The 15,141-nt window shown below is 71.4% G+C and carries 12 protein-coding genes and 1 tRNA gene; 6 read left to right on the forward strand and 7 right to left on the reverse strand.

Annotation, left to right across the window (positions count from 1 at the left end; all coding sequences use genetic code 11):
* Nucleotides 1–41 precede the first annotated feature (41 nt).
* Together HMPREF0063_RS06165 and HMPREF0063_RS06170 are read left to right on the forward strand one after the other, a co-directional pair.
* A complete protein-coding gene (locus HMPREF0063_RS06165) occupies nt 42–1,016 on the forward strand; it encodes an aldo/keto reductase (RefSeq protein ID WP_007077790.1) in 975 nt (324 codons plus the stop codon).
* Between the two features lie 2 nt (nt 1,017–1,018).
* Nucleotides 1,019–1,207: a DUF5703 family protein gene (locus tag HMPREF0063_RS06170; protein ID WP_040320137.1), complete on the forward strand. Its 189-nt coding sequence runs from the start codon at nt 1,019–1,021 to the stop codon at nt 1,205–1,207.
* 11 nt (nt 1,208–1,218) lie between these two features.
* On the opposite strand, the gene HMPREF0063_RS06175 is transcribed toward HMPREF0063_RS06170, so the two are convergent.
* Together HMPREF0063_RS06175 and HMPREF0063_RS06180 are read right to left on the reverse strand one after the other, a co-directional pair.
* Complete coding sequence (locus tag HMPREF0063_RS06175; protein WP_007077792.1) at nt 1,219–2,514, reverse strand: M20/M25/M40 family metallo-hydrolase; 1,296 nt, start codon at nt 2,512–2,514, stop codon at nt 1,219–1,221.
* A 22-nt stretch (nt 2,515–2,536) separates the two neighbouring features.
* Nucleotides 2,537–2,932 (reverse strand): SRPBCC family protein, encoded by a 396-nt coding sequence (locus HMPREF0063_RS06180; RefSeq protein WP_007077793.1) that lies wholly within the window; start codon nt 2,930–2,932, stop codon nt 2,537–2,539.
* Between the two features lie 59 nt (nt 2,933–2,991).
* Here HMPREF0063_RS06180 and HMPREF0063_RS06185 point away from each other — a divergent pair, with 59 nt between their 5' ends.
* From HMPREF0063_RS06185 to HMPREF0063_RS06195, 3 genes are read left to right on the forward strand one after another with little or no spacing between them, the layout of a single operon-like run.
* A complete protein-coding gene (locus tag HMPREF0063_RS06185; protein WP_007077794.1) occupies nt 2,992–3,879 on the forward strand; it encodes an AAA family ATPase in 888 nt (295 codons plus the stop codon).
* Between the two features lie 6 nt (nt 3,880–3,885).
* The gene (locus tag HMPREF0063_RS06190; RefSeq protein WP_007077795.1) at nt 3,886–5,298 is read left to right on the forward strand and encodes a VWA domain-containing protein; all 1,413 of its coding nucleotides are present in this window, start codon (nt 3,886–3,888) and stop codon (nt 5,296–5,298) included.
* Nucleotides 5,299–5,323: 25 nt separating this feature from the next.
* The gene (locus HMPREF0063_RS06195; RefSeq protein WP_007077796.1) at nt 5,324–6,928 is read left to right on the forward strand and encodes a sensor histidine kinase; all 1,605 of its coding nucleotides are present in this window, start codon (nt 5,324–5,326) and stop codon (nt 6,926–6,928) included.
* Nucleotides 6,929–6,943: 15 nt separating this feature from the next.
* Here the strand turns inward: HMPREF0063_RS06195 and HMPREF0063_RS06200 are convergent, their stop codons facing one another.
* The 5 genes from HMPREF0063_RS06200 to HMPREF0063_RS06220 all read right to left on the reverse strand — a co-directional run bounded on the left by HMPREF0063_RS06200 (nt 6,944) and on the right by HMPREF0063_RS06220 (nt 14,189).
* Complete coding sequence (locus HMPREF0063_RS06200) at nt 6,944–9,064, reverse strand: DEAD/DEAH box helicase (protein WP_040320138.1); 2,121 nt, start codon at nt 9,062–9,064, stop codon at nt 6,944–6,946.
* A gap of 124 nt (nt 9,065–9,188) precedes the next feature.
* Entirely contained in the window at nt 9,189–11,237 is a 2,049-nt protein-coding gene (locus HMPREF0063_RS06205; protein WP_007077798.1) for a vWA domain-containing protein, read from the reverse strand.
* Nucleotides 11,230–12,615: a MoxR family ATPase gene (locus tag HMPREF0063_RS06210; protein ID WP_007077799.1), complete on the reverse strand. Its 1,386-nt coding sequence runs from the start codon at nt 12,613–12,615 to the stop codon at nt 11,230–11,232. The genes HMPREF0063_RS06205 and HMPREF0063_RS06210 overlap by 8 nt, the downstream gene beginning before the upstream one ends.
* Before the next feature lie 121 nt (nt 12,616–12,736).
* Nucleotides 12,737–12,821, reverse strand: a tRNA-Leu gene (locus HMPREF0063_RS06215).
* 81 nt (nt 12,822–12,902) lie between these two features.
* Nucleotides 12,903–14,189 carry a DUF445 domain-containing protein gene (locus HMPREF0063_RS06220; protein WP_245527740.1) on the reverse strand — a complete coding sequence of 429 codons (1,287 nt, stop codon included), beginning with the start codon at nt 14,187–14,189 and terminating at the stop codon, nt 12,903–12,905.
* Between the two features lie 50 nt (nt 14,190–14,239).
* Here HMPREF0063_RS06220 and ypfJ point away from each other — a divergent pair, with 50 nt between their 5' ends.
* Nucleotides 14,240–15,139, forward strand: coding sequence for a KPN_02809 family neutral zinc metallopeptidase (gene ypfJ / locus HMPREF0063_RS06225; protein ID WP_007077801.1), 900 nt, complete (start codon nt 14,240–14,242; stop codon nt 15,137–15,139).
* The last annotated feature ends 2 nt before the right edge of the window (nt 15,140–15,141 follow it).

Below are 15,141 nucleotides of genomic sequence, written 5' to 3' on the forward strand. Positions count from 1 at the left end.
GCCTACCCACCGGTCCGTGCGTCCTTGGCTAGCCTGTGCGCATGCTGCTGCGTCAGGTCGGTCACTCCGGGCTCCGGGTGTCCCGGATGGCGCTCGGCACGATGTCGTGGGGTGCAGGGGTCGACGACTACGAGGCGGCCGAACAGCTGACGACCTTCGTCGACGCCGGCGGCACGCTGGTCGACACCGCACCGATCTACGGCGACGGCGCCTGCGAGGAGCTGCTGGGTCGGGTCCTGGCCTCCACCGGGACTCGCGACCGGGTCGTGCTGGCGGGCAAGTGCGCACTGACCAGACGCGACGGCGAGGTCGTCCGCGACGCGTCCCGCGGCACGGTCCTCGACCAGCTCGACCTCTCCCTGCGCCAGCTGGGCACCGACCACCTCGACCTGTGGCAGGTGCACCGCTGGGACGACTCCACGCCGCTCGACGAGACCCTCGCGGCCCTGGAGCACGCGGTGACCTCCGGCCGGGTGCGCTACGTCGGCATCTCCAACTTCACCGGGTGGCAGACCGCTCTGGGCCATGCGACGCTCGCGGGTCGGCCGGCCCGTGTGCCCCTGGTCAGCACCCAGGTCGAGTACTCCTTGCTCCGGCGCGAGGCCGAGGTCGACGTCGTCCCGGCGCTGCAGCACCTCGGCATGGGCCTCATCGCCTGGTCGCCGCTGGGCCGCGGGGTGCTCACCGGCAAGTACCGGAACGGCACGCCGGCAGACTCGCGCGGCGCCGACCCGCGGTGGGAGCAGTTCGTCGCTCCGTACCTGACCCCCGATCGTGCAGGGGTGGTCGAGGCCTTGGCCCGGGCGGCGGAAGGCCTGGGCGCCTCACCCGCGCAGATCGCCCTCGCCTGGGTCCGTGACCGGCCCGCCGTGGCCTCGGTGGTCGTCGGTGCCCGCACCACCGCCCAGCTCGTCGAGACGCTCGCCGCCGAGGCGGTCGAGGTGCCACCCGAGATCCGGCAGGCCCTCACCGACGTCTCCGGTGGCGAGGCCCTCAGTTCGGCGGAGAAGGAGTGAGCGTGGTCGAGTACGAGTTCTGGAACCTGACGATCGACCGGTCGAAGTCGCGCCATGCGGTGTGCCGGATGTTGACCGAGGCGGCCGAGTACCACGGGTGGGAGCTCGACCGGCTGCGCAAGGACCGCACCGGCCACCGGACCGTGACCCTGCGCCGCAAGATCATCCGGATGCGCAGCACCCTGTACTGACCTGGCGCTGGTTAAGCCAGGTCGAGGAACTCGTCGAAGACCCGGCAGCCGAACTCGAGGGCGTCGACCGGCACCCGCTCGTCGACGCCGTGGAACAGGGCGGTGAAGTCGAGGTCGGCCGGCAGCCGCAACGGGGCGAACCCGTAGGACGTGATGCCGAGCTTGCTCCACGCCTTGGCGTCGGTTCCGCCGGACATGACGAACGGCGCCACGTGGGCGGTCGGGTCGTGACGGTGCAGGGCGACGGTCATCGCGTCCACCAGATCGCCCTCGAACGGGTACTCCAGGGCGATGTCGCTGATGTGGGGCTCGACCGTGACCCGGTCCCCCACGACCGCCTGCACCTCGGAGAGGAAGGTCTCGCCGTGACCCGGCAGGTACCGGCCGTCGACGTAGGCCACCGCCTCCCCGGGGACCACGTTGTGCTTGTAACCGGCCTGCAGCATCGTGGCGTTCGTGGAGTTGCGGACGCCCGCACCCAGCATCCGGACGGCCGGACCGAAGTGCTCCAGCAGGACGTCCGGGTCGGTCGCGTCGGAGCCGGTGAGCTCGCGGACCTTGGCGAACAACAGTTCCATCGAGGGGCCCGGAGAGGCCGGCCACTCGTGCTCCCCGATGGCGACCAGGCCCCTCGCCAGGTGGGTGAGGGCGTTGTCGGGGGCCTGCATGGACCCGTGTCCGGCGGTGCCGCGAGCGGTGAGCCGCAGCCACGCGATGCCCTTCTCGCCGGTCTCGATGAGGTACAGCCGCTGACCACCGACCTCCGTGGAGAACCCACCGACCTCGCCGACGGCCTCCGTGCAGCCCTCGAACAGGTCGGGACGGTGCTCGACCATCCAGTGCGCACCCAGCACTCCGCCGGCCTCCTCGTCGGCGGTGAACACCAGGGTGATCGGACGGTCGGGCACGGCGCCGGCGCGCTGTCGTGCGCGCACCACCGACAGGCAGATCGCGTCGAAGTCCTTCATGTCGACCGCGCCCCGGCCGTACAGGTAGCCGTCGACGATCTCGGCCGCGAACGGGTCGACCTGCCAGTCCTGGGCCTGCGCGGGCACGACGTCGAGGTGTCCGTGGACGAGCAGCCCGGGACGGGACGAGTCCTGGTTGCCCCAGCGGGCGACGACGCTGGTCCGCCCGGGTTCGGACTCAAGGACCTCCGACTCGATGCCGACCTCGGCGAGCAGTGCCGCCACGTGCTCGGCGGCCTTGCGCTCGCCGGGTCCGGAGTCGTCACCGAAGTTCGAGGTGTCGATGCGGATCAGGTCGCGGCAGATCTCCACGACCTCGGACGCAGGCTCGTAGGTCATGCCCCGACTGTACGCGCGGCCGTCAGGCGAGCAGCTCGTCGATGACGCCACTGAACAGCCGGCGACCGGCGGCGGCCTCGATCCGGCGGGCGAACCGGGGCACACCGCGCACGTGGATCTCCTCGACCCAGCGCACGCGGGACCCGGAGGCGATCTCCTCGACCGTGATCTCGGCCCATCCCAGCACGACCCGGCCCCGCTTCTCGATCCGGCAGTGGTGCGGCGGCGCCCACTGCACCACGTCCATCGGGTCGTCGAACCCGAGACGGCCGAGCCCGGTGCGGGCGTTGAACCCCGTCGGGGTCAGCTCGATGCTGGTGAGCGGGGCGTGGTCACCGTGCCGACTCCAGTCGGTGAGCCGCCCCCACGCCTCGTCGACGGACAGGGGGACCTCGCGCACGACTTCGATCAGGGCCACGGCACGATGGTAGGCATCAACCGGGCCATCGGCCCGTCGAGCACGGGAGACACCAGCCCATGGCACCGACCACCCCCTTCACCTCGGTCGACGACGTCGTGTCCCGGCTCGCCGAGGTCGGCTACCTCGCGTCCGAGGCGGTCGCCACCACGGTGTTCCTCGCCAGCGAGCTGGGCAAGCCGCTCCTGGTCGAGGGTCCGGCTGGCGTCGGCAAGACCGAGCTGTCACGGGCGGTGGCCGCCGCTTCCGGAGCCGAGCTCATCCGACTGCAGTGCTACGAGGGCGTCGACGAGGCGCGGGCGCTCTACGAGTGGAACCACGCCAAGCAGCTGTTGCGCATCACCGCCGGCCGCGACGAGTCGTGGGACGAGGCGCGCACCGACATCTTCAGCGAGGAGTTCCTGCTCCCCCGGCCGCTGCTGCAGGCCATCCGCAACCCGAACCCGACCGTGCTGCTCATCGACGAGACCGACAAGGCGGACGTCGAGATCGAAGGCCTCCTGCTGGAGGTCCTCGGCGACTTCCAGGTGACGGTGCCCGAGCTCGGCACCATCGTCGCGACCCGGCGGCCGTTCGTGGTGCTGACGTCGAACGCGACCCGTGAGCTGTCGGAGGCACTGCGTCGCCGCTGCCTGTTCCTGCACGTCGACTTCCCGGACGCCGAGCTCGAGGAGCGCATCGTCCGCCTGAAGGTTCCCGAGCTCGACGCCGCCCTGGCCGACTCCGTCGTGCGGGTCGTCGGGGCCTTGCGGGCGCTGCCGCTGCGCAAGGCTCCGTCGGTCGCCGAGACGATCGACTGGGCCCGCACCCTGGTGGCCCTGGGCGCGTCGACGCTGTCCGAGCAGGTGGTGTCGGACAGCCTCGGCGTGATCCTCAAGCACCAGGACGACCTGACGAAGGCTCGCGCCAAGCTCGACCTCGACGCGGTCCTCAGCGCCGGTGCGTGATCGGAGATGACCGACGACCTGTCGGCGCGGCTGGTGGAGTTCGTGGGAGCGCTGCGCAGCAAGGGCATCCCCGCGGGTCCGAGCGAGACCGTCGACGCCGCGGCCGTCGCCGCCACCCTGGGCCTGGACCATCGCGAGCGGCTCCGCGAGGGGTTGGCGTCGGCGCTGGTGCGGCGGGGCGGGCAGCGGGACGTCTTCGACATGACGTTCGACGTGTTCTTCCCTGCCGGGGTCGGAGTGTCCTCGGCGGCACAGGACGCCTCGGACCTGGGCGTCGAGGACCTGCGCGACCTGCTCACGATGGCGCTGGCCGAGGCCGACCTGCGCACGATGCAGCAGATCGCCGAGATCGCGGTCGAGCTGCTCGGTGAGGTGGGCGGGCCGGCCGGGCAGTCCGGCGGCTGGTCGGCCTACCAGACACTCGACCGGATGCGGCCGCAGACGCTCATCGCCGGTGCCGAGGCCGCACGCGGGGCCGGCCAGGGTCAAGGTCAGGGCCAGGGCAGCGGGGGCCAGGGCAGTGGCGGTCAGGGCGCGGGCGAGGGCGACGTCACCGACCGGCTGGGCCGGGACGAGGTGCGTCGGTCGGTCGACGCCTTCCGGGCGATGGTCGAGGCCGAGGCCCGCCGCCGCACCGCGGAGTTGCGCGGACGGGAGCTGGTCACCCGTCACGCGGTGCGACAGGGTGCCGGCCAGGTCGAGTTCCTCAGCGCGAACGCCCGGCAGCTGGCCGAGCTGCGGGCCGCGGTCCAACCGTTGGCGCGCAAGCTGGCCACCCGGCTGTCAGCGCGCCGGCGACGAGCGCACCGCGGCCGCATCGACATGCGCCGCACCCTGCGCCGGGCCATGGGCACCGGCGGTGTCCCGTTGCGTCCCGTGTTCGCGCCTCCGCACCCCACCCGGCCGGAGCTGGTGCTGCTGTGCGACGTGTCGGGATCCGTCGCCGGCTTCTCGGGGTTCACGATGCTGCTCGTGAGGGCTCTGGGCGACCAGTTCAGCAAGGTGCGGGTGTTCGCCTTCGTCAACACCGTCGACGAGGTGACCGACCTGGTGCACGACGGCGGCGACGACCCCCGCCGCCGGATCTCCGAGGAGGCGCGGATCACCAAGTGGCACACCAGCAGCGACTACGGGGAGTCGTTCGGTGACTTCGTGGCGGACCACCTCGACGTCGTCGGCCCTCGGACGTCCGTGCTGATCCTTGGAGACGGACGCAACAACAACCAGAACCCCCGGCTGGACGCCCTGCACGAGATCGCGCTGCGGGCCAAGCGCACCTTCTGGCTCAATCCCGAGCACACCTCCAAGTGGGGACTGGGCGACTCCGTGGCACCGGAGTACGCCGAGGTCGTCGAGATGCACGAGTGCCGCACCATGGACCAGCTCGAACGCTTCGTCTCGCGGCTGCTGCCGGTCTGATCCCCGCCCGACCTACAGTGACGACATGACGTCCGGGGAGGAGCACGACGCAGCGGTCGAGGACCTGGTCTCGCAGTCACGGCTGCGCGACCTGATCCGGGTGAACCACGCGGTCACCAGCCACCTCGACCTCGACACGGTGCTGCGCCGCATCGTGGAGATGGCCACCGAGCTGATCGACGCCCGCTATGCGGCGATGGGCGTCATCGGTGACGACGGTGGCCTCGAGCAGTTCATCCACGTGGGCATGGACGAGCCGACCGCCGAGCAGATCGGACACCTGCCGGCCGGCAAGGGCCTGCTCGGCGCGCTGATCGACGACCCTCGGCCCGTCCGGATCCCGCGGATCGCCGCGGACGTGCGGTCCAGCGGGTTCCCGGCGCACCATCCGCCCATGGACAGCTTCCTGGGCGTCCCGATCCGCGTCCGCTCGGAGGTCTACGGCAACCTGTACCTGACCGACAGCCGCAGCGGGGCCTTCACCGCCGACGACGAGAGCCTGGCCGAGGGCCTCGCCGCCACCGCCGGCATCGCGATCGCGAACGCACGGCAGTTCGAGGAGTCCCAGCACCGTGAGAAGTGGTCGCTGGCGCTCGCCGACGCCACCCGTGACCTGCTCTCGGACGACGACGGCGACCCGGTGATGCAGCTGCTGCAGACCGTGCTGGACCTGGCGGAGGCCGACACGGTCAGCATCCATCGCCGCGACGAGCAGACCGGCTCGCTGGTCGTCGACCTCGCCCTGGGAGAGGGTGCGGCGGCCCTGCAGGGGTCTCGACACGACGCGGCCGGGCATCCCGTGGCCGAGGCCATCTCGTCGCGACGTGCGCGCATCCACGACGGCGGCGGGCTGATGGCGCACAGCGCCCTCATCGCGCCGTTCGTGGGGTCCGACCACCCCGGCGCCGCGCTCGTGGTGAGCCGCTGCGCGACCAAGGGCGCGTTCCGTCCGCGCGACCTGACGATGGTGAGCTCGTTCGCGAGTCACGTCGGCGTCGCGCTCGACCGCACCGAGGCCCGGCGCAACCGCCGCCGTGTCTCCATGCTGGAGGACCGCAGCCGCATCGCTCGTGACCTGCACGACCACGTGATCCAGCGGCTGTTCGCCACGGGGCTCAGCCTGCAGGCCACCGCCTCCGGCCTCGACCCCGGCACGGCGGCCCGCATCACCGACCATGTGCAGGAGATCGACGGCGCCATCACCCAGATCCGGCAGAGCATCTTCGCGATGAGTCAGGACGTCGAGCGTGCCGCGAGCAGCCCCCGCGGTCGCATCCTGGCGGTCGTGAACCGCCTGGGCGACCACATGGGACGGCGTCCGACCGTCGCCTTCGACGGACCGATCGACCTGCTGACCGACCCCGACCTGGCCCGCGACGTCGAGGCGGTCATCGGCGAGGCGCTGACCAATGCCGTCAAGCACGCCCAGGCGAGCGCGATCGACATCGAGGTCGCGATCGCGGGCTCACAGATCCAGGTCACGGTCGCCGACGACGGGGTCGGACTCGGCTCGTCGCCGCGGCGCAGCGGCCTGGCCAACCTGGAGGATCGAGCGACCGCCCGCGGCGGCGGTCTGCGGATCGTGTCCGGTGGCGCCGGTACGACCATCATCTGGACGGCGTCGCTGTAGCGCGAGCCGCCGGCGTCAGAACTGCTCGGCCGCCAGCGCCTCGGTGAGCAGGCCGACCAGGGCCTCGACCTGCAGGTCGACCGCCGATCCGACCTCCTCGTCGGACCCGTCGAGAGCACGGGCGGCGAGTCCGGCCTTGGAGTCGATGAGCTCGACGATCTTGGTGTCGATGGTCTGGGCGGCGATGATGCGCCACGCCGTGACCGGCTCCTCCTGACCGATGCGGTGCACCCGGTCGATGGCCTGGGTCTGTTCGGCGTCGGTCCACGACAGCTCGGCCAGCACGATGTTCGAGGCGACGTGCAGGTTCAGGCCCACTCCGGCGGCGCTGAGCGAGCACACGACGACCGCGACGTCGGGATCCTCGACGAACGCGTCGATGTTCTGCTGGCGCACCGACGGCGTCTGGTTGCCCCGGATCGACGCGTACCGGAGTCCGGCCTTGGCGAAGGTCTGCTCGGCGACGTCCATGACGTCGACGTGCTTGGCGAAGAACACGACCTTGCCGACGTTGCGCGCCAGCTGGGCGGTGTAGTCGGCGGCGGGCACGGCCTTCGCCTGACCGATGCGACGCAGCATGGAGAAGACGTTCTCGTCGCTGGAGCTGGAGTCGTCGCTCTCCCACGTGGCGACCTGGCGGACCAGGTCGTGGTCGATGCCGTCGACGACGACACCGGCGGACCGTGTCTCCAGCGCCGTGCGGTAGCGCGCGACGAGTCGCCTCGCCAGCTCCCGCTCGGCCTCGCGGATCGACCGACCGGCCTGACCGTCGAGCTCCACGGGCAGGTCGGCGATGCGTCGGGCGGGGATGTCGGCGGCCACGTCCACCTTGCGACGACGCACGATGCCCAGGTCGATGACGCGTGAGCGGGCCGCCGGGTAGAAGCCCGGATCGAGCGGCGTCAGCCCGGTCTGTTCCAGCGTGGCCATCAGCTGGGCGCGGGGCTTCTTCTCGTCGATCCACCCCAGGAACTGCCAGATGGCTCGGAAGTCGTCGATGTCGTTGATCAGGGGGGTGCCCGTGAGCGCCATCAGCAGGGGACGCGGGGTCCAGCTGCGGATGCGTTCGGACAGTTGGAGGACGTGCTGCGAGCGCTGCGACGTCTTGTTCTTGATGAAGTGCGCCTCGTCGAGCACCATGCCGCGGAAGCCCAGGTCGCCGAGCCAGCCCACGTGGCGGTCGAGCACCTCGTAGTTGACGATGACGATGTCGGCGAACCCGTCGATGTTGTCGCCGTTGCCCTGGATCACGGTGGCCGGGTGGTTCGGCGTCCAGAGCTGGGCCTCGCGCGCCCAGTTGGTCTTGACGACGTTGGGGACGACGACGAGCAGCGGGTACGCGTCGGCGGCCTCGGCCGCCAGAAGCGCCTGAGCCGTCTTGCCGAGACCCGGCTCGTCGGCGAGCAGGAACGTGCGGTGGCCGGCGGCGGCCGCGGCCACCAGCTGACCCTGGTGGTGCATGAGCGGCAGGCCCGTCGGCTTGCCCGCGGCGGTCGGCTCGGGCAGGTCCATGCAGGCCGAGGCGCCACCGGCGGCGCGTTCGAAGGCCGACAGCAGCGGGCCGAGCAGCTCCCACCCGGCGAGCCGCTGCACCTCGACCTTCGGCGGCGGTGCGGCGGAGAAGTCGGGAGCGAGGAACGGATTGGCGAGCTGGCGCGAGATGACCGACTGCGGCACCACCCGCTTGTCGGGCGCCGGCCCGGCCTCGTCGGGCGCCGGTTCCGGCTCCGGCTCGGGCTCATGACCGGCGGCCGCGATCATCTCGCGGCGCAGCGCCTTGGCGGCATCGGTGACGACGGCGTCCTCGCCCAGCAGCTCGAACAGGTCGGGCTCGCGAGCCGCGGACTTGGCCAGGATCGTGCCGATGCCGTCGAGCCGCTTCAGCTGCTCCGCCCGCTGGCCGTCGGACAGGTCGTCCGCGACCTTGACGCGGCTGCGCTCCTCACGGGCCAACAGGGCCACGACCTGGAACTTGGTGCGTGACTGCGGCGAGACGCGCCCGCGGTCGACGGCGTTCTCGACCTCGCGCACGGCCCGCGCGAGCACGGGCAGGATGCCCTGCTGGTCGCGGGCTCGCCGCTGGTCACGCGGGGCGGTGCGGGTCGCGCCCGAGGGGCGCTGGCCTCGTCTGGCCAAGGAATCCTCCACTGCGTACAGGCCACGCGAGTCGTGGTCCTGCTGCGCCTGACGGGCTGCGCTGCGTCGAGAAATGGTCGATCGACGAGCGGCCGTGCCGGTCGGTGCCCGTCCAGCATAGCGCTCAGCCGGCCCAGAAGCCCCGTCCCCCGCCGAACATCCCACCGAATCCGCCTCCGGGCGCTCCCCCGGGGTGCCTGGCCCCGAGGTAGGAGCCCACGACCGCGGCACCGAGGTCGTCGAGCTCCGGTGCCACGACCGTGCCGCCCACGCGCTGCGCCATGGAGGCGATGAACCGGGCCAGACCGGGATCCTCGCCGAGGCGGAAGAAGGTGGTCTGGGCGCCGAGCCGCATCGCGTTCTCCAGCTCGCGGACCGCATAGGCGATCGTCAGCGGGTGCGGGGGGTAGTCGAAGAACACGTGCCCGCTGGTCTCCAGGTGCGAGGTGGGCTCGCCGTCGGTGACGATCAGCAGCACCGGCTGCGCGTTCGGATGCTTGCGGAAGTGCCGGTTGGCCAGCAGCAGCGCGTGGTGCAGGTTGGTGCCCTTGGCATACATCGCATCGAGCCCGGTGAGCTGTTCGATGTCCATCACCTCGGCATGGCGGCCGAAGGCGATGAGCTGCAGGTCGTCGCCGCGGAACCGGCTGGTGATGAGCGTGTGCAGGGCCAGCGCGGTGCGCTTCATCGGCACCCACCGGCCGTCCATCGCCATCGAGAACGACGTGTCGACCAGCAGCGCGACGCAGGCCTGGGTGCGCGCCTCGGTCTCCTGCACCTCGACGTCGCCGATCTCGATGCGCACCCCGCCGGAGGTGGCGGTGCCCTCGCCGGCCGAGCGCACGATCGCGTTGGTGATGGTGCGGGTGACGTCCCACGGTTCGGTGTCGCCGAAGGCCCACTCCCGGGTGGCCCCCGACCGCTCGCCCGCGGCTCCGGCCTGCCGGACGTCACGGTTGCCCTGTCGTCCGGACAGCGTCTGGGCCACGTCTCGCAGCAGTGCCTTGCCGAGCAGGCGCATCGCCTTGGGGGTGAGCTTGAGATGTCCGTCGGTGCCGCGCTTCATGGTGCCGGAGTCCCGCAGGGCCTGTTCCAGCTGTTGCAGGGTCCGGGCGTCGACGGCTGCCTCGTCGCCCAGCTGGCGGGCGATCGAGTCGAGGTCGAGGTCGTCCATCGCCGAACCCGCGTACGACTGGGACAGCTGGTCGGACAGCGCATCCAGGTCCGCGATGTCCTGGAACACGCCCGTGCCGTCACCGAGGCCGAGGCCCTGCTCGCCGTCCATCGGTTCGGATCCGCCCCAGTCCTCCCCCGGTCGCAGCGCCTGCAGGGTGCCGTCGAGCCGGGCGAGGGAGTTCATCAGCTCCGGTGACCCGAAGGCCTGCTGCGACAGCGCATCGAGCTCGTCGCGCTGCTCCTGGCTCATGGAGTTGCGCATCCGCTGGGCCGCGGCGGACCGCTGGGCCAGCGCATCCAGCAGCTCCTCGACCGTGGTCGGGTTCTCGGGAAAGAACTGTCCGTGGGTGTCCATGAAGGCGGCGAACTGCTCGGTCGTGTCGTCGCCCCTGGCGTGCGCCTCCAGGAGGGCGTTGAGGTCGTCGAGCATCGCGGTGATGGCGGCCCGGTCCTCGTCGGTGGCGTTCTCGAGGGCGTCCTTCATGCCGGCGAACCGCTGGTCGAGCATCTCGCGCCCGAGCAGGTCCTTGATCTTCTCGAAGTCCTCGCGAGCCTCGCTGCTGCTCCACCGGTAGTCGTTCAGCTCGCTCACGGCGGCTGCCGCCGAGGTGGGCAGGTTGGCGAGCTGCATCTCGGCGAGCGCCCGGTCGGTGTCGTCCATCTCGACGTCGCGTGCCAGCTGGGCCCGTTCGGCCAGCACGGCGCGGTCGAGCAGCTCGCGGATCTCGTCGAGGGTCCCGTCGAGGTGGTGCCGCTCGGTGAGCTCGCGGCGGCGCTCGGCGACCCGGCGGGCCAGGTCGTCCAGACCGGACTGGTCGCGGCCGCCGCGTCGGAGGAACTCCCGCATGGCCCGTTCGGGTGAGTACCCGGCCATGACGTCCTCGCCGATCGCGTCCAGCGCCTCCGACAGGTCGACGGGCGGGGCCAGCGGGTCCGGGCCGCCGTCGTACCGGCCGTACCGGGAGTCGCGCGTGAGGCGCCGGTTGGGCCTAGCCATACACGGTCTCGCCGCCGCCGGAGTCCTTGCTGACCTTGCGGGCCAGGTACAGCCCCTCGAGGGCCAGCTCGATCGCGCCGGCGCGCTGGCCGTCGCTCGTCGCGCCGAGTCGTTCGCAGACCTCGTCGTACAGCTCGGACTCACCGAGCGCCGGCAGACCGGCGAGGAAGTCGCGGGCCGTGACCTGCTCGCCGGTGGTGATCATGGCTCCGGCCTCGATCGCGTCGACCAACAGGCCGAAGTCGACCCCTCGCAGGTGCGCCCGCACGGTCTCGGCGGTGGCGGTGCGCAGCAGGTGGTCGAGCACCTCGTCCTCGCGGCCCTCCTCGCCGGACTCGAACTCGATCTTGCCGCCGAGCACGTCGACGGCGGTCTCCAGGTCGACCGGTCTGGCCACGGCCTCCGGCTCGCCCTGCCGGGTGGCCCGGTGGATGGCGGCGGCGGCGATGGTCTCGGCGCCCGCGATGGCGAAGCGGGCACTGACGCCGCTGCGCTGGTCGACGGCGCTGGAGCCGCGGAGGGCACGGGTGAACCGCGCCAGGATCTCGACCAGGTGGTCGGGCACCTCGGCGACCAGGTCGGCCTCCTGTCGGATCACGGCGACCTCGTCGGCCAGCTCGGTCGGGTAGTGGGTGCGGATCTCGGCGCCGAACCGGTCCTTCAGCGGCGTGATGATGCGGCCGCGGTTGGTGTAGTCCTCCGGGTTGGCGCTGGCGACGACCAGCACGTCGAGCGGCAGCCGCAGCACGTAGCCGCGGATCTGGATGTCGCGTTCCTCCATGACGTTGAGCATCGCGACCTGGATGCGCTCGGCGAGGTCGGGCAGCTCGTTGATGGCGACGATGCCGCGGTGGCTGCGCGGGATCAGGCCGAAGTGGATCGTCTCGGGGTCACCGAGGCTGCGCCCCTCGGCCACCTTCATGGGGTCGACGTCACCGATCAGGTCCGCGACCGACGTGTCGGGCGTGGCGAGCTTCTCGGCGTAGCGCTCGTCGCGGTGCCGCCACGTGATCGGCAGGTCGTCGCCCAGCTCGGCGGCGCGGCGGATGCTGGCGGCGATGACCGGCTCGTAGGGGTGCTCCCCCAGCTCCGATCCCTCGATCACCGGCGACCACTCGTCGAGCAGCCCGACCATCGTGCGCAGCAGCCGGGTCTTGCCCTGCCCGCGCTCCCCCAGCAGGACGATGTCGTGCCCGGCGATCAGCGCCCGTTCGAGCTGGGGGATCACCGTCGCCTCGAAGCCGTGCAGCCCAGGCCACGGATCGCGTCCCTCGGCCAGGGCAGCCAGCAGGTTGTCACGGATCTCGGCCCGCAGGGTCTTCGCCTCGTGGCCCGAGGCCCGCAGCTCGCCGACGGTGGTCATGGTGGGTGCAGTCACGGATCAAACGCTACTGCGCGAGGCCACAGCCGCAGGACGAACTGGCGAGCACGCGGGACGCCAGGCTGCTGCCCCACGACGAACAAAACCCCCACACCGGCGAGAGTGTGAGGGTCTTGAGTGTCCGAGGGGGGACTTGAACCCCCACGCCCGTTAAAGGGCACTAGCACCTCAAGCTAGCGCGTCTACCATTCCGCCACCCGGACATGCGCTCGTGCAACGCGCGGTGCAGCAGCGGCAACCTTAGCAAACCTGCGGCTTCCGCCGGCACGCGGGCCGCGGGCCTGTCAGAGGTGCGTGAGGGTGTGGATGACCAGACCGGCCAGTCCGCCGACCACCGTGCCGTTGATGCGGATGAACTGCAGGTCGCGGCCCACGTGCAGCTCGATGCGCCGGGACGTCTCGACCCCGTCCCACCGCTTGACCGTGGCGGAGATGACGGTCGCCAGCTCGTGGCCGTAGTGCTCGACGGTGTAGGAGGCCACCTCTGCGGCGATCTCGTCGAGCCGGCCGGAGATGCGGGGGTCGGACTCGAGACGGCGACCGAAGGCCTGGACCTCTTCGATGGCGCGGCGGCGCAGCAGGCCGTCGTCGTCGTGCAGGGCCTCGATGAGCGCTCCACGCAGGGAGTCCCAGATCGAGATCGACGACCTGATCAGCTGGGGTTGGGTGAGCAGGCGGTTCTTCAACCGTTCGGCACGCTCCCGTGTGTCCGGATCGTGCTGCAGGTCGTGGGCGAGGGTCGCCAGCCAGCGGTCGAGGGTCCGGCGGGCCGGGTGGTGCAGGCCGTCGTGGATCTCCTTGACCCACGTGACCGCCTCGAGATGCAGCCGCTGTGACACTCGCTCGTCGACCCACTGCGGTGTCCACCAGGGGGCGCGCTGCTCCACCAGGGCGGCGACCTCGATCTCGTGCGACACCAACCACCGGTGGAGCTCGCCGGTCACCAGGTCCACCAGCCCGGTGTGGGCACCTTCCTCGACCACCTCGCCGAGCAGCTGACCGACGACCGGGCTCAGTTCCTCGGCCTCCAGCTTCGGCACCAGCGCCTCCTGCACCAGGGCCGCGACGTCGTCCGAGGAGATCCGGCGCAGGCCGTGGGCGGCGATCCGCGAGCCCGAGCGCACCACCCGCTCGGCGTGGCCGGCGTCCGCCAGCCAGGCCCCGGCCCGGGACGCGACCCTCGCCGACATGATCCGCTCGCTCACCACGTCGGACTGCAGGAAGTTGTCGACCACGAACTCCTGCAGGCTGTCGCCCAGCGACTCCTTGCGCTTGGGGATGATCGCGGTGTGCGGGATCGGCAGACCCAACGGGTGCTTGAACAGCGCCGTCACCGCGAACCAGTCGGCGATGGCCCCCACCATCGCCGCCTCGGCACCGGCGTTGACGTAGCCCCACGCGCCCTCCCCGTCGCGAGTGAGGAGGAACACGACGGCCGCCAGGCCGAGCAGGGAGGTCGCGACGATCCGCATCCGGCGCAGCCCGCGCCGCCGCTCGAGGTCGGCGCCCGACAGCTCGGCCGGCATCGCGAAGGACGAGGTCTCGGCGCTGTCGGCCATGGTGTCGCTCACCTCGGCACAGTACCCAGATGCCGGAACCGGCACCGCCGTAGAATGCCCGGGTGACCTTCAACGACAGCGCCCGGCTCGACACCAGCCAGGTGCTGGGCGGCAAGGGCGGCGCCATCGCCGGGGGCGGCGTGGGCGGAGTCGTGCTGCTGCTGGTGTACCTGTTCCTCGGGGGCACCGGGAGCGGCGGAGCCGGCGGTCTGCCGTTCGATCCCTCCCAGGTCCTGTCCGGCAGCAGCTCCGGCAGCAGCGTCGACGTGTCGGAGTGCGAGACCGGTGCCGACGCCAACCGCTCCGACGTGTGCCGCATCGTCGGCACCGTCAACAGCGTCCAGGACTACTGGACCGACGCCCTGCCCGCCGATGTCGGCGTGCAGTTCCGTGAGTCCACCACCGTGATCTTCTCGGGCAGCACCCAGTCGGCGTGCGGCACCGCGTCGTCGGCCACCGGCCCGTTCTACTGCCCCACCGACGAGCGCATCTACATCGATGCCGGGTTCTTCGACGACCTCAGCGGCCGGTTCGGGGCCGACGGAGGCACGCTCGCGCAGATGTACGTCGTGGCGCACGAGTACGGGCACCACGTGCAGCACATCCTCGGCTACCTGGCGCAGGCCCAGGCCGACCGGTCGACCGGACCGACCAGCAGCGGCGTGCGGGTCGAGCTGATGGCCGACTGCCTCGCCGGCGTGTGGGCGCACCACGCGGCCGACACGCAGGACGACGGCGGCGTCGCGCTGATCGAACCCCTGACCGATGCCGACATCGCGTCGGCGCTGTCGGCGGCAGAAGCCGTCGGTGACGACAACATCCAGGAGAACCTCGGCGGCGGCACCGTGAACCCCGAGACCTGGACCCACGGCTCCAGCGACCAGCGGCAGCGCTGGTTCCTGTCCGGGTACGAGCAGGGGACCGCCAACGTGTGCAACACCTTCGAGACGGACGACCTCTAGGT

This window comes from Aeromicrobium marinum DSM 15272, from assembly GCF_000160775.2.
GTDB classification, from domain to species: Bacteria; Actinomycetota; Actinomycetes; order Propionibacteriales; family Nocardioidaceae; genus Aeromicrobium; species Aeromicrobium marinum.

What these genes read in the sequence shown, in the direction of transcription:
- HMPREF0063_RS06165 (WP_007077790.1), top strand. Translation starts at nt 42, where the DNA reads ATGCTGCTGCGTCAGGTCGGTCACTCCGGGCTCCGGGTGTCCCGGATG.
- HMPREF0063_RS06175 (WP_007077792.1), bottom strand. Translation starts at nt 2,514, where the DNA reads ATGACCTACGAGCCTGCGTCCGAGGTCGTGGAGATCTGCCGCGACCTG.
- HMPREF0063_RS06185 (WP_007077794.1), top strand. Translation starts at nt 2,992, where the DNA reads ATGGCACCGACCACCCCCTTCACCTCGGTCGACGACGTCGTGTCCCGG.
- HMPREF0063_RS06190 (WP_007077795.1), top strand. Translation starts at nt 3,886, where the DNA reads ATGACCGACGACCTGTCGGCGCGGCTGGTGGAGTTCGTGGGAGCGCTG.
- HMPREF0063_RS06195 (WP_007077796.1), top strand. Translation starts at nt 5,324, where the DNA reads ATGACGTCCGGGGAGGAGCACGACGCAGCGGTCGAGGACCTGGTCTCG.
- HMPREF0063_RS06205 (WP_007077798.1), bottom strand. Translation starts at nt 11,237, where the DNA reads ATGGCTAGGCCCAACCGGCGCCTCACGCGCGACTCCCGGTACGGCCGG.